Source organism: Acinetobacter sp. YH01008, assembly GCF_013420435.1.
Lineage (GTDB): Bacteria > Pseudomonadota > Gammaproteobacteria > Pseudomonadales > Moraxellaceae > Acinetobacter > Acinetobacter pseudolwoffii.
The window spans coordinates 144718-165486 of the sequence record NZ_VOYD01000003.1; the positions used below are offsets into that span (position 1 = coordinate 144718).

Annotated in this window: 20 protein-coding genes; 12 read left to right on the forward strand and 8 right to left on the reverse strand. The window is 42.0% G+C overall.

The window, feature by feature from the left end:
* The first annotated feature begins 324 nt into the window (after nucleotides 1–324).
* The 6 genes from FTT75_RS03785 to gltS all read left to right on the forward strand — a co-directional run bounded on the left by FTT75_RS03785 (nucleotide 325) and on the right by gltS (nucleotide 6689).
* A complete protein-coding gene (locus tag FTT75_RS03785) occupies nucleotides 325–759 on the forward strand; it encodes an I78 family peptidase inhibitor (RefSeq protein WP_005170565.1) in 435 nt (144 codons plus the stop codon).
* Nucleotides 760–873: 114 nt separating this feature from the next.
* Nucleotides 874–1233 (forward strand): hypothetical protein, encoded by a 360-nt coding sequence (locus FTT75_RS03790; protein ID WP_005097193.1) that lies wholly within the window; start codon nucleotides 874–876, stop codon nucleotides 1231–1233.
* A 217-nt stretch (nucleotides 1234–1450) separates the two neighbouring features.
* On the forward strand, nucleotides 1451–1720 hold the full coding sequence (locus FTT75_RS03795; RefSeq protein ID WP_005097192.1) for a hypothetical protein: 270 nt from the start codon (nucleotides 1451–1453) through the stop codon (nucleotides 1718–1720).
* Between the two features lie 297 nt (nucleotides 1721–2017).
* Complete coding sequence (locus FTT75_RS03800) at nucleotides 2018–4657, forward strand: bifunctional aconitate hydratase 2/2-methylisocitrate dehydratase (protein WP_074383209.1); 2640 nt, start codon at nucleotides 2018–2020, stop codon at nucleotides 4655–4657.
* A gap of 462 nt (nucleotides 4658–5119) precedes the next feature.
* Nucleotides 5120–5341, forward strand: a complete 222-nt coding sequence (locus FTT75_RS03805) for a hypothetical protein (RefSeq protein WP_074383208.1) — start codon at nucleotides 5120–5122, stop codon at nucleotides 5339–5341.
* A 124-nt stretch (nucleotides 5342–5465) separates the two neighbouring features.
* A complete protein-coding gene (gene gltS, locus FTT75_RS03810) occupies nucleotides 5466–6689 on the forward strand; it encodes a sodium/glutamate symporter (RefSeq protein ID WP_005097189.1) in 1224 nt (407 codons plus the stop codon).
* Between the two features lie 152 nt (nucleotides 6690–6841).
* On the opposite strand, the gene FTT75_RS03815 is transcribed toward gltS, so the two are convergent.
* Nucleotides 6842–7705, reverse strand: coding sequence for an alpha/beta fold hydrolase (locus tag FTT75_RS03815; protein ID WP_100355333.1), 864 nt, complete (start codon nucleotides 7703–7705; stop codon nucleotides 6842–6844).
* A gap of 117 nt (nucleotides 7706–7822) precedes the next feature.
* On the opposite strand from FTT75_RS03815, the gene FTT75_RS03820 reads away from it, so the two are divergent.
* Nucleotides 7823–8281, forward strand: a complete 459-nt coding sequence (locus FTT75_RS03820) for a hypothetical protein (RefSeq protein ID WP_005097113.1) — start codon at nucleotides 7823–7825, stop codon at nucleotides 8279–8281.
* Nucleotides 8282–8363: 82 nt separating this feature from the next.
* Here FTT75_RS03820 and FTT75_RS03825 read toward each other — a convergent pair whose 3' ends face one another.
* Both FTT75_RS03825 and brnQ read right to left on the reverse strand, forming a co-directional pair.
* Complete coding sequence (locus FTT75_RS03825) at nucleotides 8364–8582, reverse strand: hypothetical protein (RefSeq protein ID WP_005097112.1); 219 nt, start codon at nucleotides 8580–8582, stop codon at nucleotides 8364–8366.
* Nucleotides 8583–9165: 583 nt separating this feature from the next.
* Complete coding sequence (gene brnQ / locus FTT75_RS03830; protein WP_180185921.1) at nucleotides 9166–10452, reverse strand: branched-chain amino acid transport system II carrier protein; 1287 nt, start codon at nucleotides 10450–10452, stop codon at nucleotides 9166–9168.
* Nucleotides 10453–10802: 350 nt separating this feature from the next.
* On the opposite strand from brnQ, the gene map reads away from it, so the two are divergent.
* Complete coding sequence (map, locus tag FTT75_RS03835) at nucleotides 10803–11597, forward strand: type I methionyl aminopeptidase (RefSeq protein ID WP_074383204.1); 795 nt, start codon at nucleotides 10803–10805, stop codon at nucleotides 11595–11597.
* A gap of 232 nt (nucleotides 11598–11829) precedes the next feature.
* Here the strand turns inward: map and FTT75_RS03840 are convergent, their stop codons facing one another.
* A complete protein-coding gene (locus FTT75_RS03840; RefSeq protein ID WP_005097107.1) occupies nucleotides 11830–12729 on the reverse strand; it encodes a LysR substrate-binding domain-containing protein in 900 nt (299 codons plus the stop codon).
* Between the two features lie 312 nt (nucleotides 12730–13041).
* Between FTT75_RS03840 and FTT75_RS03845 the strand changes: the two genes are divergently transcribed.
* On the forward strand, nucleotides 13042–13950 hold the full coding sequence (locus FTT75_RS03845; protein WP_180185922.1) for a polysaccharide deacetylase family protein: 909 nt from the start codon (nucleotides 13042–13044) through the stop codon (nucleotides 13948–13950).
* 159 nt (nucleotides 13951–14109) lie between these two features.
* Here the strand turns inward: FTT75_RS03845 and FTT75_RS03850 are convergent, their stop codons facing one another.
* The 3 genes from FTT75_RS03850 to FTT75_RS03860 are packed head-to-tail and all read right to left on the reverse strand — an operon-like array spanning nucleotide 14110 to nucleotide 16326.
* Nucleotides 14110–14808 (reverse strand): NAD-dependent deacylase, encoded by a 699-nt coding sequence (locus FTT75_RS03850; RefSeq protein WP_180185923.1) that lies wholly within the window; start codon nucleotides 14806–14808, stop codon nucleotides 14110–14112.
* Between the two features lie 18 nt (nucleotides 14809–14826).
* Complete coding sequence (locus FTT75_RS03855; RefSeq protein WP_180040127.1) at nucleotides 14827–15759, reverse strand: alpha/beta fold hydrolase; 933 nt, start codon at nucleotides 15757–15759, stop codon at nucleotides 14827–14829.
* 30 nt (nucleotides 15760–15789) lie between these two features.
* Nucleotides 15790–16326: a PadR family transcriptional regulator gene (locus tag FTT75_RS03860; protein ID WP_005097101.1), complete on the reverse strand. Its 537-nt coding sequence runs from the start codon at nucleotides 16324–16326 to the stop codon at nucleotides 15790–15792.
* Between the two features lie 164 nt (nucleotides 16327–16490).
* Here FTT75_RS03860 and FTT75_RS03865 point away from each other — a divergent pair, with 164 nt between their 5' ends.
* The 3 genes from FTT75_RS03865 (at nucleotide 16491) to FTT75_RS03875 (ending at nucleotide 20254) form a co-directional block, all read left to right on the forward strand.
* The gene (locus FTT75_RS03865) at nucleotides 16491–18515 is read left to right on the forward strand and encodes an NADPH-dependent 2,4-dienoyl-CoA reductase (protein WP_005097099.1); all 2025 of its coding nucleotides are present in this window, start codon (nucleotides 16491–16493) and stop codon (nucleotides 18513–18515) included.
* A gap of 146 nt (nucleotides 18516–18661) precedes the next feature.
* Complete coding sequence (locus FTT75_RS03870) at nucleotides 18662–19072, forward strand: nuclear transport factor 2 family protein (RefSeq protein ID WP_005097098.1); 411 nt, start codon at nucleotides 18662–18664, stop codon at nucleotides 19070–19072.
* Nucleotides 19073–19141: 69 nt separating this feature from the next.
* A complete protein-coding gene (locus FTT75_RS03875) occupies nucleotides 19142–20254 on the forward strand; it encodes a YheT family hydrolase (protein ID WP_005097097.1) in 1113 nt (370 codons plus the stop codon).
* 56 nt (nucleotides 20255–20310) lie between these two features.
* On the opposite strand, the gene FTT75_RS03880 is transcribed toward FTT75_RS03875, so the two are convergent.
* Entirely contained in the window at nucleotides 20311–20745 is a 435-nt protein-coding gene (locus tag FTT75_RS03880) for a hypothetical protein (protein WP_005097096.1), read from the reverse strand.
* Nucleotides 20746–20769: the final 24 nt, after the last annotated feature.

Below are 20769 nucleotides of genomic sequence, written 5' to 3' on the forward strand. Positions count from 1 at the left end.
AAATAGTAAATCAATCTGGCAAAGATCACAAATCTAAAAATGCAGTTATTTAAACTTTATGTAATGACATTGTGTTGATAATGGAATGAAGAATCACTTAATTGAGAACGCTAAATTAGTATTCGTCTCAATTTAAACAGATTCCACGCATCTCTAGCTTCAGCAATCAAATAGTTGGCAAGATAGCAATACTGAATTTAGCAATACTTTTATTCTTAAACTTTATTGAAGGTGTTTGATTAACAATGTACACAGACTTGTGCCTAGAAAAGGTATGGAAATATGCTAAATTAGTGCAGAATTATTGAAGAAGAATACACGCTCATGAAAAAAACAATGCTGTTCGGTTTGCTGGCGGTTGCTTTAAGCGCCTGTACCACTACACCACAATCAGAAACGGAAGCGCCTAAAATAGGTATGCCAAATCCGGCGAGCACTTATTGTGTCAATCAGGGTGGCAAGCTTGAAATACGTAATGAAAGTAATGGCCAGGTTGGATATTGTCATTTAAAGAATGGACAGGTGGTAGAAGAATGGGAGTTGCTGCATATGAACCAGCCTAAATGTATTGCCGATCAGGCGATGACATTGGTTGGTCAGTCCAACCTGACTGAAGCGCAAATCAAACAGAAAACCCAGGCGCAGATTGTACGTATGGTCGAGCCGGGCCAAGCAGTCACCATGGATTATCGTGAAGAGCGTGTGACAGTAACTGTAGATCCTGCCAGCAAAAAAATTCTTCAGGCTTCATGCGGTTAATCATTTAAAAAACAAAAGCCCATTGATGGGCTTTTTTAAATTTAGAGTCATACTGGCATTTTAAATGACAAATCTTCCCCGATCTTTTATATTGCCCCTCGGAAGGAGAAACTCATGAAAAAGTTATTGGCTTTATCGTTTATGCTGGCTCTGGCCGGTTGTGCCGAGAAGAAACCCTTAACCCCTGAAGAGCAGTGGCAAGGTTATTGTCGAAGTGTGGGAAATGCCGCGCGAACCATTATGCTGGATCGTCAGAATGCGATTGAGAAAGAGAAAGCAATCGAGCATGCCCTCAAGATCGATGATGAAACCACCAAAGGTTTTATTCTGAACATTATTGATGAAGTCTACGCACTTCCAGCCGAAGAGATTAAGGCAGATGTAAAAGCAGCCCGTGAAAAAGTCCGCGCTGAGTTTACTGAAAAATGTATTGCCACGCCGCATGATGAATTACCAGATTACAAACCGTTCTAGGGAACGGTTTTTTTTAATGGCTGAATCGGGCATAATGCAGCATCTCTTTAAAAAAAACTATCAACCCGAATAAAAGACAAAAAAACATCTAATGAATAATAAAAATAGCCTAAGCGAAATGTACACTTTGTGACAATTTCTAAATCTAAAATATAGAAATACTTATCTTTATATTGAATAATGAATTTAACTCCAATTACCCGAGGAGTAACACAATATGCAAGTCGTCAGATATTTACATCATTCTGATCTGCTCTTAGAAGATGAACATGGTGTAGTCATTATTGCTGGTAGTCGCTATGTCCTGAGCGTAGGCGACAAAGTATTTTTAAAGAAGGTGCTAGAACAAGAAAAAAAGCTGTATCAGGTGGATATTTCATTTGCCAGCAATAATCACAGCACGATGTGTGAAGATGAATGCGTGGTGAAATTCAAAGGCTGCCGGGATTCATATCAGCAATATTTAAACTCGACCACTGTACACTAAGGTGGAGTATCTTTTTAACTTCAAATCAGGCAACATCATGGTTGCCTTTTTTATGCATTAAATTCAGTTAAAAGGGCCTGCTCATAGGCTTGTTTCTTGAGATCTGATCTAAAAGTGATTATTGAATAATCATTAAGAGCATCATTTAGTTATAAAATAACGAGCATCACAAAGAAACACTTGAGTTGCATTAACTTTTAACTGGAAATTTAGTAAAATTTCGGAGTCCATATTATTTGTGAAGCTTGGAATAAGCAGGAATTCATAAGTAATTTTTTAAAAAAGAGGAATAACACTGTGCTAGAAGCTTACCGCCAACACGTTGAAGAACGTGCCGCACTCGGAGTCCCACCGAAGCCCCTTGACGATGCCCAAACCGCTGCATTAGTTGAACTACTAGTTAACCCGCCAGCTGGTGAAGAAGCATACTTGGTAGATTTGCTTGAAAACCGTGTACCAGCAGGTGTTGACCAAGCTGCATATGTAAAAGCTGCGTTCTTGGCTGCATTGGCAAAAGGCGAAGCAACCTCTCCACTTATTTCTAAAGAACGTGCGGTTTACTTGCTAGGTACTATGCTTGGTGGTTATAACGTAGCGCCTTTAGTTGAACTTTTAGACAACGCTGAACTTTCTGAGCTTGCTGCTGAAGCGCTTAAGAAAACGCTTCTTGTATTTGATGCATTCCACGATGTCGCTGATAAAGCAAAAGCGGGTAATGCAAATGCACAAGCTGTTATGCAGTCTTGGGCTGATGCTGAATGGTTTACTTCACGTCCAGACGTTCCTGAAGAAATCAAACTGACAGTTTTCAAAGTCACTGGCGAAACCAACACTGATGACTTGTCACCTGCACAAGATGCTTGGAGCCGCCCGGACATTCCATTGCACGCAAATGCAATGTTGAAAAACGTACGTGACGGAATCAACCCGGAAGTTCCTGGTGAAGTTGGTCCATTAAACCAAATCAAAGAATTGATCGCGAAAGGCAACCAAGTTGCTTACGTAGGTGACGTTGTTGGTACAGGTTCATCTCGTAAATCTGCAACCAACTCTGTGCTTTGGTTCTTTGGTGATGACATTGCTCATATCCCGAACAAAAAAGACGGTGGTTACTGCCTAGGTTCTAAAATTGCGCCAATTTTCTTCAACACGATGGAAGATGCGGGTGCATTACCGATCGAGATCGATGTTGGCAACATGAACATGGGCGATGAAATCGTTCTTAAAATCGATCATGCTGCTGCGAAAGTTTCTGCATCTAAAGACGGTGCTGTAATTGCTGAAGCTGATCTTAAAACACCTGTACTTCTAGACGAAGTTCGTGCTGGCGGTCGTATTAACCTGATCGTTGGTCGTGGTTTGACCACTAAAGCACGTGAAGCTTTAGGTCTTCCAGTATCTACGTTGTTCCGTACTCCGGTTCAACCTGCTGCAACTGGCAAAGGCTTCACTCAAGCACAGAAAATGGTTGGTCGCGCTTGTGGTCTTCCTGAAGGTCAAGGCGTACTTCCAGGTACTTACTGTGAACCTAAGATGACCACTGTTGGTTCGCAAGATACCACTGGTCCAATGACGCGTGACGAATTGAAAGACTTGGCTTGCCTAGGTTTCTCTGCTGACCTTGTTATGCAGTCTTTCTGTCATACCGCTGCGTATCCAAAGCCAGTTGACGTTCAAATGCAACACTCGCTTCCTGATTTCATCATGAACCGTGGTGGTGTGTCTTTACGTCCAGGTGACGGTATTATCCACTCTTGGTTAAACCGTATGCTTCTTCCGGATACTGTGGGTACTGGTGGTGACTCGCATACTCGTTTCCCAATCGGTATTTCGTTCCCGGCGGGTTCTGGTCTGGTAGCTTTTGCTGCAGCAACTGGTGTTATGCCACTTGATATGCCTGAATCTGTACTTGTGAAGTTCAAAGGTAAAATGCAGCCTGGTATCACACTACGTGACCTGGTACATGCAATTCCTTACTACGCAATTCAAGCGGGTGACTTAACTGTAGAGAAGAAAGGTAAGAAAAACATCTTCTCTGGTCGTATCCTTGAGATCGATTTGACAGAAATGGAAACTGACCTGACTGTTGAGCAAGCATTCGAATTGTCTGATGCTTCTGCTGAACGTTCAGCTGCTGGTTGTTCGATCACGCTTTCTGAAGAGAAAGTTGCTGAATACCTTCGTTCAAACATCACTATGCTTAAGTGGATGATTTCTGAAGGTTATGGCGATGCGCGTACAATGGCTCGTCGTGTTGAGAACATGGAAAAATGGTTAGCGAATCCATCACTGCTTAAAGCGGATGCGGATGCTGAATACACGAAAGTGTATGAAATCGATCTAGCTGACATTAAAGAACCTGTTCTTTGCTGCCCGAACGATCCAGATGATGCAAAACTTCTTTCTGACGTTCAAGGCGTGAAAATTGACGAAGTATTCGTTGGTTCTTGTATGACAAACATTGGTCACTTCCGTGCGACTGGTAAATTGTTAGAGAAAGTTCCAGGTGGTGCATTGTCAACTCGTTTGTGGATTGCTCCGCCAACGCGTATGGACGAACATCAGTTGATGGAAGAAGGTTTCTATAATATTTATGGTAAAGCTGGTGCGCGTACTGAAATGCCAGGTTGTTCATTATGTATGGGTAACCAGGCACGTGTAGCTCCGAACACAACTTGTGTATCGACGTCTACACGTAACTTCCCGAACCGTTTAGGTCAGGGGGCTAACGTTTACTTGGCTTCTGCTGAACTTGCATCTGTTGCTGCTGTATTGGGTAAATTACCAACTCCAGAAGAATACCAACAATATGCAGCTCAAATTGATAGTATGTCAGCTGACATCTATCAATACTTAAGCTTCGACAAGATGAGCGAATATACTAACGCTGCTGCGAATGTTGATACGAAGAAAATTGCTGCTGCTCAATTGACTTAATGAGCTAGGATTAAGAAAAGCCGAAAGGCTTTTCCCTAGCGCAAGAGCAAATCTATGATTTGCTTTGTTAATTAAGTAATAAGCGGTATAAAATAAGGGCTGATTTTTCAGCCCTTATTTTTTTTATGAAAATAAGAAATTAAAATTAGAACTCAAAAATTAGGTATGGAAAATAATAGAGAATTTTTTAAATATGATGAGGCCTTAGAGTCATTAATAAATAAAAAATTAATACGTGATATTGGTAATAAGGGGGAAATATTTGAATTGACACAGAAAGGGTGGGAGTTGACATCTAATTTAAATTTTGCAGCATGAAATTCTGTATCTTTTCACAACTTCAGAATTAAATTTTTGAGTATGTCCAATATTGAAAAACTTTTATTGGTAATGCTTTACACTTTATCCAATAAATCGTTTAATCCCCACATTGAAAAATGATTTAGCAAGTTGACCTAAAACATGCCTAAACAATCCCGATTCCTCTGTATTGGCGGTTTTCTTAATGGAACTCAAGTCAAAGACCAAGGTGACAACTTTGAGTGTGTCGAAAACTCAAAGAAAGTCATTTATGCGAAGAAAGAAATCTTCCATCAAGACGCGTGGAATCACGATTACTATGTGTGTGAGACAACCACAGATCAGCAAGCGCGCAACTGGGTTTATGATATTCCATCACGTTAATTGCGTCTATTCGGGCTATAAATTAAACAATTATTAGAAACAATAACTTGCATTACATTTCTATGATTGATTTTTCATCTCTCTTTCCCAAAACTGTATGAAAACAAAGCCAATAGGGAATGTTATGACTTATGAAATAGATGCCTTTGGCACTCTAGTAATTGCTGTTTTTTTTCTTTTTATTGGGCGGTATCTTGTTAGTAAAATTAGCTTCTTTAGGAACTATAACTTACCTGAACCTGTAATCGGTGGTTTAGTCGCAGCGATTACGGCCTTTATTCTCTATAAATTGTTTAATATCAGTGCCACATTTGACGCACAAATTCAAACCATCCTGATGCTGATGTTCTTTACTTCTGTTGGCTTAAGTGCAGACTTTTTGAAACTGAAAGAAGGTGGAAAATCGCTCCTGACCTTCTTGGTCTGTGTCATTTTATTTGTAGTCGTGCAAAATGCTGTCGGTATGAGTTTAGCCACAGCGCTTGGACTTGATCCACTGATTGGCTTGATTGTCGGTTCCGTCACCTTAACGGGTGGTCATGGTACCGCCGGTGCCTGGGGCGAGGTTCTGGAAACTCAATATGCGATCCAGGGAGCAGTTGTCCTTGGTATGGCAAGTGCTACCTTTGGCTTGATTATTGGTGGACTTGTGGGCGGTCCAGTTGCCAAGTTCCTGATTAAACGCAACCAACTGGCTGAAACAGTAGCGCAAGAGACTAATGAACAGCAGCTCGAATCGCACATTAACACCGCACCCTTTGAGTATCCAAAGAAAACCCGATTGATTACATCCAGTAATGCCGTGTCGACTTTGGGGATGTTTGCCCTGTGTATTTTTGTCGCCAATCAGATGACAGACTTCAGCCAGGGAAGATGGTTTGAATTGCCCACTTTTGTATGGGCTTTAGGCACAGGTGTGATTGTGCGTAATGTCTTGGAGCATGTGCTGAAAGTCGATATCTTCGACCGTGCAATCGATGTATTTGGCAATGCGTCTTTATCCCTGTATTTATCTATGGCTTTACTATCACTGCAACTCTGGTTACTGGCCGATTTGGCAGGTCCGCTCATTACCATTTTATTGGCGCAGACAGCGGTATTGATTTTATTTACCGCAATTGTGACCTTTAGAATCATGGGCAAAAATTACGATGCAGCAGTATTAGTGGCAGGGCATTGTGGTTTTGGTATGGGGGCAACACCGACAGCGATTGCCAATATTCAGGCGGTGACCAATAGCTATGGTCCATCACATAAAGCTTTTTTAATTGTACCGCTGTGTGGTGCATTTTTTATTGATATTGTGAATGCTGTGGTGATCCAAAGCATCATTGCATTTTTCGGCTAAATGTTAATACGTTTTTAAAATCATACATGCAATAAAAAGCCCCATGGTTAGGGGCTAGTCGTATATAGGTCAAGCCCATATACTGTAAGAGGCTCATCTCAAACTGCGTGTATTAGAACATAGCAGCTTGCAAATAACCATCTAAATCTGATTTAAACCGTCAATTGTTGTTCAATCACCGGCCATAAGTTTTGATGTGATTTTTTAAACATCAGCATATGGCCAATGGCTTTATGCGCATATCTTTTAGGTTGAAGCTCAATCATCTGAGTATCTGCATTGGGGTATAAACGCAGTAAATCTTTTACATTTGCTTCTGTTGCAATTTCATCATCCGATGACCAGATCGAAATAATCGGGCAGGTGATTTGAGCATGAAAATCTGAGCGTGGTAATAGGGTTTTACCCATTGCATTCATGACATAGCCCGGTTTGCTACAGAACTGTGCCCATTCACGCGCCACATCTTTAGGCAGATTTTCGCCCATGCCAATGGCTTGAGTCGGAGCATATCCTTTGCTCATACGGGCCAGTGGGAAAATGAGATTGAACATGACCGGCGCCAGCAGTTTGGTTTTACCTTTAAGTCCTTTGACATGTCCGGTTGAGCCAGCAACAGCCACCACTTTTGCAACTTTGTCATAATTTGGTACGATCCCCAGAAGCTGACCACCAGCACTATGCCCCAGCAAAATCACTTTTTCTGCATGAGTACGTGCTAATAAAGCATCAATCGCGGCGGGAATATCCAGTTGACCCCATTGCACAATGCTCGCTTTGGACTGTTTTAAAGGGCCTGCGAGTGACTCACCAATTCCCCGAAAGTCAAAGACCAGTACCGCATAGCCCTGAGCTTGCAACCAGATGCAGAAATGATGATAAAACTGTTGGGTAATACCTGTGGCAGGACAGACCAATACCGGACGTTTTTCAGATTCTGAAGAAGCCGCATAAAAGCGTGCACTTAAGTGATAGCCATCCTGGCACTGTAGAGTCAATGTTTCAAATTCAGACATACGATACACTATGATTTTAGCTTCCTGATGAAGCTTTAACTTTATACAGTTTTTGAAGGGATGCTTGCGCAAAGCATGACTTAAAAGTCAGTAAAATAATAGATATGGAATGAGCTTATGCTATCAATGGAACTTGCACTGGCCGTTAAAATCGCCATTATTTTTAGTGGAATATTCTTGTGGATTGGGATGTTTACCGGGGTCTGGAAGTATTGGCAGATCCGTCAATCACCACAGTCACGCGCACATTATTATGTCGATATTGCCCATCGTAGCAGTCTGCTATATGCACCAGCGACGCTAATTCTGGCAGTTCTGGCATATTATTCCGATTTATCCAGTGCCATGAATTTGATCTGCGTACTGGTGAATATCGTATTTTTTAGTTTTTCGATTGCAGCTTATATGCTGCATGGTTTCCTGCAAGATACCACCAATCAGTTTAAGCAACCGCATCAACTGGGTCGGTTTCATCTACCTGGCAGTCTGATGAGCTTGGCAATGCTGGGATTAATTATTGCAGAACTTGGAGGAACGGGGATTTTACTCTATGGCGCATTTGGTGGGCTATTTTAATTATTCTTAAAAGTAATATTTTGGTTTTTTTACCAGATGGATGACTGGCCACATCATCCATCTGGGCTAATTTAAAATTTGATTATCGGTATTTCTGGTCTATGGCAGCCCATAGGAAGAAAGCAGCTGAGACGATCAGCGCATAACCAAAGTATTCAAGTTTTAAATTACCTTGAATTAAGCAATGGACGGTTAAAGTCAGCATAAGTGCAAAAGTAGTGCATATAAATGTCACCAGATTGGTGTCGTTGGCTTTAAGAGCGTCAATGAAGACTTGCTTGTTGAAATGTAATGATAACATCTCCATCCCTCCCATTTATTTATGTTATTGAAGACTAAAGCAGATTAAGTTAGTCAGAATTGAACATACAGTTGTACTGTTTAATATCAGCCTTTGCAACCATCGGGCTGCACTTTCAGGGTCAAAATGGCCTTCTTTAGTCGTAAAAATACATAATCAATTGATTAGTAAAGCATTATATATTCAGATTACACCTCCATATCGTCATGAAAACAATAGCTAGCAATTGTTTGATGTGAGCAGATAGAAAATGCAAATTCTACGCCAAAGATATGTAGTGTTAATCAATAGAATGTAAGACTGTGTATAAGTCAGAGGGCAAGATGGTTTAAGTCAGCAACAACATGTATCTAAAAGCTAAAATTCAAAAAATTATTTATATTTATATTAAAAATAGGATCATTCGAGCCTAATTATGAATCACACTTTCTGGAAAAAGCACGAGTAAATAGACACACAGGATGATTTGATATTGTCTGTAAGAAACAATAAAAGTCCGTTTGGGTAAAACCTGACAATTATTGATCACGCTAAAACCAGATTTTGGGTAAAAATACGATCTTTATCAGACAGCCTAGAAAGATTAGTTTCTAATACGGTCAATCACAGCTGCAATTAGCAATACAATCATGGATGGAATAAACCAGGCCAGATTCTGTTCTGAGAGCGGCAAATTTTGTAGTACGGCAGGCAATTCAAAACCAGCAACTTTTATTCCATCAAAAATACCGAAGATAAAGGCCACTAGCGTCACTGGTGCAATCACATGAGACAGTTTTTTGAAGAAGCTAGCGCAGAAGCTCAATAAAATCACATTAATTGCAGGTGGATAAATCGCGCTCAATACGGGCACCGAAACGGCAATCAGTTTGGTTAAACCCAGATTTGAAATAATCAGTGAGAAACCGACCAGAATAAATACAAAAATCTTGTATGGAATTTTAGTCAAACTGGAGAAATATTCGGCACAGGCGCAGGTCAGGCCAATCGCAGTCACCATACAGGCAATAAAAATCATGCCAGACAGGAAATAAGCACCCATATCACCAAAGGCATGTTGTACATAGGCATGCAGGATAATGGCACCATTGGCTGCATTCGGTGCAATTTCGTGGCTACCGAGTCCGAGTTTAAACAGACTTAAATACACCAGTGTTAAACCAATACCGGAAATAATGCCGGCATTCACCGCATATTTGGTAATCAGTTTTTTATCGGTTACACCACGTGAAGTAATCGCTTTTACAATCACGATCCCGAAAACCAAAGCACCTAAAGTGTCCATGGTCAAATAACCATTGACGATGCCTTCAGTCACCGGACTGGTAACGTAATTATTGATCGCTGCCGGTGGATTGCTGGCAGGAATCATTACGGCTGCTACACCCAAAATGATCAAAGAAATAATTTTAAGTGGCGACAGGAAATAGCCGACGGTATCCAGAATCTTGTTCGGATATAAAGACACGATGGTCACTACAGCAAAATAGATGATGCTGTAAATGAGCAGGCTGCCAGATTCATTGCCAAAGTAAGATGAAAAACCGATCTCATAGGAAACGGTTGCGGTACGTGGTGTCGCAAATAAAGGGCCAACAGCTAAGTAACACACCACAGTCAGTAAAATACTGGCTGCTTTACCAAGTGGGGAACTGAGTGCCTGAATAGAACCTTCAACACGCGACAACGCAATAATGGTGATTACAGGTAAGCCGACTGCAGTAATAAGGAAACCTAAAGCAGCGAGCCATACATGTTCACCGGCTTGTTGAGCCACAATCGGAGGGAAGATAATGTTGCCCGCACCAATAAACAGTGCAAAGGTCATAAAACCTAGGGCGACAATATCCCGGGTACGCAGACTTGTCATAAAGGGAGATCAATCGACCAAAAGAAAGCGATTTTAGTGTATATGTCCAGCTTTTTGGAGTTTATTTTAAGGCTGCAGACCTTGAATCTATTGATTTTGCTGCTCAGATAACCATTCATTCAAATTTTGGTAGAAATATCTGATTGATAATCAGCTAAAAAATAGATGATCTAAGCCCACTGTATGGATTGATCTGAATTTTCTTTAAAATTCTCAGATTATTGTTTGTATGAATAAGCAACAGTTGAAATTCTGATTTCCAGAAAAATTGCGGTGATGAAATCCACTAACTGTGACATATGTAACAAAAAAGGGACTATAATTCAGATATTCATAGTGAGGATAGATATATGCGAGCTCCAGCGATTAGTCTTAAAACTGAGCAAGATGTAGAAAAATTGCGGATATCTGGGCGTTTGGCCGCAGAAGTTTTAGCGATGATCGGGGAGCATGTCAAGCCAGGTGTCACGACCGAATATCTGGATGATCTCTGTCATGATTTTATTATCAATACTCTAAAAGTAACACCGGCCAATATTGGCTATTATGGTTATACCAAGACCACCTGCATTTCGCCGAATGAAGTAGTCTGTCACGGTATTCCATCCTCAAAAACCGTGTTGCAGGATGGTGATATTATCAATATTGATGTGGCGATCATCAAAGATGGTTATTTCGGTGATACCAGCCGGATGTATTATGTGGGAACGCCATCTCCAGAAGCCAGACGTCTGGTCAATACCACCTATGCAGCGATGCTGGCCGGGATTCATGCAGTGAAGCCGGGAGCTACCTTAGGCGATATTGGTTATGCAATTCAAACCGTTGCACAGCGTGAAGGCTATTCGATTGTGCGTGAGTATTGCGGTCATGGCATCGGCAAGGTTTATCACGAACAACCGAATATTCTGCATTATGGACAGCCGGGTCAAGGCATCAAGCTGGTGCCGGGTATGGTCTTTACCATTGAGCCGATGGTAAATATGGGTAAAGCTCGTGTCAAAGAACTAAAAGATGGCTGGACTGTGGTTACCACGGATAAATCGTGGTCTGCACAATGGGAACATATGGTTTATGTGACCGAAACCGGATTTGAATTACTCTCTCCATGGCCTGAAGGCACGGGTGATTATCCGGAAATTTAAAATTTTGACGGGATTTCTGTTAAAAACTTTTGACTTGCCAAATTTACAAGTTCATCGTTTTTGCTGACAAAAATATACAAAACACTACAGCAAAACAATGGTCTGAAAATAGAAGTCTGGTTAGACTGAGAGTCAGTTACAAAGTTTCCTTTTTTATTCACTGTGCTGTAGTGACCTGTTTCTCTAGCTCATTTTTCCCCAAGAATGAGCTATTTTTTTGTCCATATTTTTATTAGCTATGGTTTAATTCTGCGACCAGATAGTCAATAAATACCCGGACTGCAGGCAGCAGACCGCGACGTGAGGGATAAACCGCATGAAAAATACCATGCGGTGCTTTCCAGTCAGGTAAAACCCGTACCAGTTCGCCACGTGCCACATACTGCTCTACCACGTTATCTGGCAATAAGGTCACCCCGCAGCTTGAAGCCGCAAGTTGCGCCAACATATTGAGGTCTGAACCCAATACAGTTGGACTGACCCGAATTTTCTTTTGTTCTTGCTGCTCGTTTTGTAAGGTCAGAAATTGTTCGGTATGATCTTCTGCCATAGTCAGAATCTTATGTTCAGCCAGTTGCTCGGGGGTTTTTAGCTCACCAAACTGATTGAGATAACCTTGACTTGCAAACAGATGCTGTTCAATTTTTTCAAACTGACGGATGACCAGATTCGGATCGTCATCCAGATTGGAGCGTACCCGCAGTGCCAGATCACAGCCTTCATTAATGATATCGACCCGGCGATTGGTGATCATCATCTGAACTTTAATTTCTGGATATTGCTTGAGGAAGTTTGGCAGGATTTTGGCGATTTCATTCTGGGCAATTAAAACCGGCAAACTGACTTTAATCGTACCACGCGGTTCGGTACTAAGATGATCGACCAGATCATGTGCTGCCTGTGCTGCATTTAACATGACTTGTGCATGGCGGTAAACGTTCATGCCAATATCGGTGACCGCAAAATGACGCGAGCTGCGTTGAATCAGGCGGACACCTAGACGTTCTTCCAAGTTATGGACACGACGGCTAAGCTTGGATTTAGGGATGTCTGTTGCACGTTCGGCTGCGCTAAAGCCGCCATGTTCCACCACCTGTGCAAAGCAGTAAAAATCATCAAGATCAGTCAGCATTCCAAAATTCCATTTATGCAACAATCTGCTGATTAAAAATTGATTGTTACGTTCTGTCAATTAAAAAAATATTGAAGTTACTAAAATTTAAAAGCCAACACACTCGATAATGTGATACATAGGCGCTCATTTATAATGTCTGGAATCTCATTACACCACAGCTAAGTGGTGATTCATTAAAAAAATTGCCATTCAATATATAAGCTTAGATAATAAATAAATTTCGTATTAGCCGTCGATGTAAAGTTCAATCAGTTTGAATAATTATGCTAGGTTAAAAGGTATTTATTTTCTAAGCTCTAGCACTCATTTATGATTAAAAAAATTGTCTTAAGCCTATGTCTCTGTGTTTCTCATGTGGCTTTTGCTCAACAGATCGCCCTCAGTTTCGATGATGGACTAGACCCAGCCAATAACCCAGATGCTTGTCATATCAATAATGACATTCTAAATACCCTAAAACAAAAGCGAATTTTGGCTATTGTCTATCCAAGCGTCAGTAAAATTGGCACAGAAAAAGGGTTGCAGATGATTTCAGAATGGGGGAAACAGGGGCATCGAATAGGCAATCATGGAAATTTACATCTTAACCTAAATAAAGATGAGATTAGCTTGAAAAATTATTTAAAAGACATAGAGCAAGGACATCAAATATTTTCTACATTACCCGGATTTGTACCACGTTACCGATTTCCATTTCTTAAAGAGGGAAATACGCTAGAAAAAAGGGAAGGAGTACGACAATGGCTGATAACCCATCATTATCAATCGGGAGCTGTTAGCATCGATGCGAGTGATTGGTATTACAATCAACTGTTTTTGCAGTATCAGCAAGCACAAGATCAAGAAAGCCTGAATAAATTAAAACAAGCTTATCTGTTTCATTTGCTTGATCGAGCACAGTATTACGATAATTTAGCACAACAAACATTAGGACGTTCACCCAAGCATGTGCTTTTACTTCATGTAAGAGCCATTAATGCGGCTTGGCTAGAAGACATTATTGACTCGTTTAAGCAACAGGGCTGGAAATTTGTTGATAGTGATAGCGCTTATCAGGATTCAATTTATAAAATTCAGCCACAAACTCTACCTGCGGGTGAAAGTATTTTATGGAATATTGCACAAATTTATGGGCTCGAGTCATTACGTTATCCAGCTGAAGATGCCCCATATGAATATCCAAATTTGAAGAAATTTGGTTTAAGTGTGGCGCCTTAGATACGGTTATTTCACTTTAGAAAATCACGAGGTGTATGCTATAGACAGTAAGAGTTAGATGTATTTAGGCTGTAACCAATATGATTAAGTGTCGCTACGTTTTCTAAATACCTGAATAATCATCATTGAACATGACACAGCATATGTCTTGTGATGAAATTATTTTTCTAGGAGCTGGATCAACTGTTGCATACCGTGAGTGGCCGTTTGGGTGATCTTGTGAAATTGTACCGGCAATTGTTGTTGGTCTGCTTTGGGGTCAATATAATAGGCCTGGCAAGATACCGGAATGTCATGAATCAATCCCGCCACTGGATAAACTTGCAGACTGGTGCCAATCACCACAAAAATATCGGCATCTTGTACACAATTTTGGGCTTCTGCATAGGCAGGAACGGCTTCGCCAAACCAGACCACGTGTGGACGCAGTGGATAACCTGCTGTGCAAAAGTGCTTGTTTAAATCTAAATCAGTTTCTTCAACCGGATAGAATTCGGTCGTACTTTGTGCATCTGGACCTGAGGTTTTGGCCAGTCGGATATTGCCATGAAGATGAATCACTTTGCTGCTGCCGGCACGTTCATGCAGATCATCGATATTCTGGGTAATGACATGCACATCATAATCTTGTTGCAGTTGCGCAATCAGCAGATGTGCAGTATTTGGCTCTGCCTCCAGAATATTTTTTCGGCGTGCATTGTAAAAGCGCTGTACCAGTTGCGGATCTCTGGCCCAGGCCTGCGGAGTGGCGACATCTTCAATCCGATACTGTTCCCAAAGACCATCGCTGTCACGGAAGGTATTGATGCCACTTTCTGCGCTCATACCCGCACCTGAAAAGACCACCAGTTTTTTCATTATTTTTCTCCTGAATATTTAAACTGCCGAAGTACTCGATTGTGAATTCTCTTTCAAGAAGACACCGAGTTCTCTGGAAAATTTTAGCGGTTCAGTCAGCAAGGGCGTATGACCGGATTTTTTAAAAATCACCTGTTTGGCTTGAGGCAGGCTTTCTGCAATCAGGCGCTGTCCTTCAAAAGGATAGAGCCGGGATTGCGCGCCGCTAAAGAAAGTCACCGGACATTGAAGTTTGGTTAATGCTTCACGGTAATCTTCTCGATGATACAGATAATTGTTGATATACCAGGCCATGTAGTCCACACGGCTGGATGGCAGTAATAAACTTTGAAAGCGAGGTTGATGCAGTAAAAACTCAAATGCTTTAAGACTATAGGGATGACTGTTTTGCAGCTGGATAAAGCGCAGCCATAATGCGCCAATCTGTTGGCGTACTGTTTGATCTAGATCGCGAATAAATTGAATTTGCGGATGTGCAGCGAGGAGAACAGACAGTTGCTGCAAAATCTCCCTAAATTCGTCATGTTTTGGTCCAAACAGACCAAAAGCCCAAGTATCATCTACCGGTATTTTGGGTGTCTGATCAATATGCAAATAAGCCGTGATCCGTTTAGCGAAATGATCAGAGTGCAGACCATGCATAAGTGTGGTTGCCCCCATAGAGTAGGCAATGACTATGACTCGATCGAACTTGAGCTGATCTACCACTGAGCGCACATCCTGCCAATGACAGTTAATTGCATCCAGATTTGCTGGAATTTTACAGTCTTTGGATGCACCGAAACCACGCCATTCTGGAATAATAAAACGAAACCTGTTTTTATGCGGATATAAAAAGGCCGCCCATTGCCAGCTCAACATGCCCAGACCAGACAACACTAAAACCGGTTGACCCTGACCGTATTCACGTACAAACAGCTGTTCGCCGTCTGGCATGCGATAAAAGGGCATGAATATTCTCCTTATTTTTATCCCGATCGTTTATTTAAACTGTTTGAGTCGCGGAATAACGGTTTCCAGCCAGTGAATCCAGCCAAGTTCTTGATCAATGCCGAGTTGTAAAATCATTTTATGAATATACAGGGTGCGATCATTTTCATTAGCTTGGGCAAAGTCTTTGGCAAAAATTTGCTGATAGGTGTTGAGTTTTTCTTTGTGCAGGACTAAATGCCGTTCCAGTTCCGCTAATGTGTTGTTGCCACCAAGCTGCGCTTCAGCACGTAAGCGTACCATCAATTCTTCGCGCAACTGTGCCGGTGGGCTTTGCTGTATCATCCAGTGAGCCAATTCTTCACGACCGGGCAGTTCAACCTGATAGGTTTTTTTACGTGAATGTGCATCTTCTTCTTCGAGTGTTGAAATCCAACCCTGTTTTGACATGGCATTTAGCTCTCGATAGATTTGCTGGTGGGTCGCATTCCAGAAGAATCCCATTGAGCGGTCAAAGCGCCGCGCCAGTTCTATTCCGGTACTGGGTTTTTCAATCAGGCTGGTCAGTAGCACATGCGATAAAGACATAAACGTCTCAAAAAAATGACTCGGGATTATTATGCAACATGTTGCATAAAAATCAATTCTGATTTATATATTAGTGCAACAAGTTGCATAATTCTGATCGATAAATGCAATATCTGATCAGCTGAATAAAAATAGCCAGCACATCAGCACGCTAAGGAGTTGAAATGTCTAAATATCCGAATTTACTTGCCCCGCTTGATTTAGGGTTTACCACACTCAAAAACCGGGTGCTGATGGGGTCAATGCACGTGGGGCTTGAAGAAGCACCCGGCGGATATGAGCGGATGGCAGCTTTTTATGCAGAGCGTGCCAAAGGTGGCGTGGCCTTAATCGTGACGGGTGGTATTTCACCCAATGATCATGGGGTGACGTTTCAGGGCGGCTCCAAGCTTGACAGTGTCGAAGAAGCTGAAAAGCATAAAGTGATTACCCAAGCGGTGCATGATGCAGGCGGGAAAATTGCCCTGCAAATTTTGCACACGGGCCGTTATTCCTATCAGGCAGAAAATGTTGCACCCTCTCCGATTCAGGCACCCATTAACCCGGTCAAGCCGCATGCTTTGAGTTCAGCTGAGGTTCAGCAAACTATTGATGACTTCGCCAATTGTGCCAAGCTGGCACAGTATGCCGGTTATGATGGCGTAGAAATTATGGGGTCGGAAGGTTATTTGATTAACGAGTTTATTGCAGCGCGAACCAATCATCGTGATGATGAATGGGGCGGCAGCTATGAAAACCGCATTCGTTTCCCGATCGAGATCGTGCGCCGTACCCGTGAAATGGTCGGTGAAAACTTTATTATTATCTATCGTCTGTCTATGCTGGATCTGGTGGAAGGTGGCTCAACTTTAGATGAAGTGGTACAACTGGCTAAAGCCATTGAAAAAGCCGGTGCCACGATTATCAATACCGGCATCGGCTGGCATGAAGCACGTATTCCGACAATTGCCACCAAGGTTCCTCGTGCAGCCTTTACCTGGGTTACCCGCAAGCTCAAAGGTCTGGTAAAAGTTCCTCTCATTACTTCTAACCGCATCAATACACCTGAGATGGCTGAGTATGTACTGGCTTCTGGTGATGCCGATATGATTTCCATGGCGCGTCCAATGCTGGCTGACTCTGAGTTTGTGCTTAAAGCTGAACAGGGTCGTAGCGATGAGATCAATACGTGTATCGGTTGTAATCAGGCCTGTCTGGATCATATTTTCTCGATGAAAATTGCCACCTGTCTGGTCAATCCACGGGCCTGTTATGAAACCGAACTCATCTTCAAAGACGTTGGCGAAGCGAAAAATATTGCCGTGATTGGGGCAGGTCCTGCCGGTTTAAGTTTTGCAGTCTATGCAGCGAATCGTGGTCATCAGGTCACGGTATTTGATGCGGCTGCACAGATTGGGGGACAATTTAATATTGCCAAAACCATTCCGGGCAAGGAAGAATTTTATGAAACCTTGCGCTACTTTAAACGTCAAATCGAGTTGCAGCCACGCATCAAGTTAAAGTTAAATCATACTGCCAGTTTTGCAGAACTTGAAGCGTCAGCATTTGATGAGATTGTCGTGGCAACAGGGGTAACCCCGCGTCAACTGGATATTCCGGGGATTGATCATCCAAAAGTCTTATCTTATCTCGAGGTGTTAAAAGAGCGTAAAGCTGTGGGACAGCGTGTGGCGATTATTGGTGCGGGGGGTATTGGTTTTGATACCGCGGAACTTCTGAGCCATGAAGGGGAAAGTGGCAGTATCAATCCAGAAAAATTCTATGATGAATGGGGCATCGATACCAAATATGATCAGGTCGGTGGTTTAAAAACTCCCGTTCTGGAAAAATCATCCCGTGAAATTTATTTATTGCAACGAAAAGCTGCTTCTGTGGGTTCTAGTCTGGGTAAAACCACGGGCTGGATTCACCGCACAGGGCTTAAACATCGTGACGTGAAAATGATTGCGGGTGCCAGCTATGACAGGATTGATGATCAGGGCTTGCATATCACCGTCAATGATAAGCAAATGGTGTTGGAAGTGGATAATGTCATTATTTGTGCTGGTCAGGAATCTTATACCGCCATGTTTGATGAGTTAAAATCTGCTGGTAAAAGTGTACACCTGATTGGTGGCGCCAAAGAAGCGGGTGAGTTAGATGCTAAACGTGCCATTCGTCAGGGGGCTGAATTGGCAGCGGTGATCTAAAAATATTAAAACCTGCTTTTTTTCCTCTCCTTTATTAAAGGAGAGGATTTATAAGAAAGAATCTCCCTTGTGAAGCAGTACTTCTCACCTTTAATAAAGGGGGAGCGCTCTGTATTTAAAATATCAAAACAAAAAAGGAACCTCAAATGAGCATCGAAACTACAAAAAAATCCATTGATCGTTGGCACGAGATGTTAGCAACCCGCGATATGTCAATCTTGAATGAGTTACTTGCTGAGGATGTTGTATTTCGCTCCCCTGTGGCTTTTCATCCTTATCCTGGCAAACAGGTGGTCTTTTTTATTCTGAGCAATGTGATCCAAGTCTTTGAAAACTTCACTTATCACCGTGAATTTATAAGTGAAGATGGTAACAATGTCGTACTTGAGTTTTCTGCTCAGGTAAGCGATAAAAAACTCAAGGGAGTTGACATGATTCAGTTTAATGAAGAAGGTCAGATCATTGATTTTGAAGTGATGATCAGGCCTAAGTCTGGACTTGAAGCCTTAGCGGTACAAATGGGCCAACGGATGCAGTCATTCCAAGTTAAAACTTAATTCGAATTATTGATTCAAGTCGGCATGAAGTTTGTAAATCACAGCTAGTCGAACTAGAGAGGATGACAGATGAAAATGTTGCTTAAAAAATTGGGTCAGCTGTCCAGTGAATATCTGGATCGCTTCAGTGGCGCAGATGAACCGACCCTGTATTACCATCCAAATGGTGTTTTTTCAGGACTCATTGAACGCTTACCGCAGCTGCAACAAAAATATCGTCCTACGCCGTGGTTAGCCAATGCACACGCACATATTCTATATTTGGATCTTATTAAAAAACATACGATTAAACTTAAATATGATGTACTTGAACAGCTAAAAATGTCGGATGGCGGGATTACCGGTATTGCCTGGTATGGGCTGGATTTGCCAGCAAATACACCGACCATTGTCTTATTACATACCATCACCGGCTCTCCAGAGTCGATGCGTGAACTGGTACAGGATCTGCATAAACATACCGGTTGGCGAGTGGCCTTGTGTTTGCGCCGTGGGCATGCAGACCTGCCCATGCCTGTAGCTAAAATGAACCTGTTCGGCTCGACCCAAGATCTACGTGAACAACTGCTGTATATACAGGATAGATTTCCTCAGTCTGAGCTGTATGGGGTCGGATCTTCTGCGGGTACAGGCTTGCTGGTGCGTTATCTCGGAGAAGAGGGATCACAAACACCGTTAAAAGCGGCTTTTGCCTTATGTCCAGGCTATAACACCGAAACCGGATTTGCCCATGTACATCCGTTTTATAGCAAAGTCATGGCCAAAAAACTAATCAAACGCTTTATTCATCCTTATCAGGAAACCTGGCAAATTTATCCTTCCTGGAAGCAATTGCTGGAGGTAAAAGACTTATCGGAGTTTGAACAGCGTTATTATCAACTGGCCGGTTTTTCAGACTATGAGAGTTATAGTAAGGCCACGAATCCAATTTATGTATTTGAAAACATTAAAGTTCCATTAATGATTTTAAATGCGGAAGATGATCCGGTGTGTCATATCCAGAATCTGGAACCTTATAAAGAAAAAATTCGGGCAATGTCGAATATCATGGTGATTACCACCAAAAAAGGCAGTCATTGCGGATTTTATCAAGGTCTGATGCAAACAGAATCGTGGGCTACGCGATTAATGGCAGACTATTTGATGCACTTGTCTCGTAATTCTGCACCGACATCTGCTTAAAAAAGAGTAATAAAAAAACCCAGCAAAAGCTGGGTTTTTTTGATGAATTCTCTTGATTAATCAAGCGCTGGCATCGCTGCTGCAATGGCATCAGCTACAGCGTCTTCTTCAGATTTGTTTGAATCAGAGTTTGATTTAGGCGTTGCTGCAGGTTTTGAAGGCTCTGGAGCTGGATTGTTTTCTGACGGCGTTCTTGTTGGAGCTGGTGTAGCTTCAACAGGTTCAGGCTTCTTCACTTCACGACGAATTTCAGTCGTCGTGTTAGCTGTCTGTTCACGTTGAATTTCTACAGTTGTCTCTGGAACTTCTTCAATTACCGCTTCTTCTACCGGCTCAAGCGGTTCAAATTGTGCTGGTTCAGGCGTTACAACTTCAGGTGCTGGATTAACCTCAACTTGTTCTTCTTCTTTAGGTGCTTCTTTTTTTACACACGCAGTCAAGCTCAGGCCAGTCAGGATTACGGTACAGAGTAAAAATTTCTTCATCATCATTGCATCAAACAGAAAAGTGTGGAG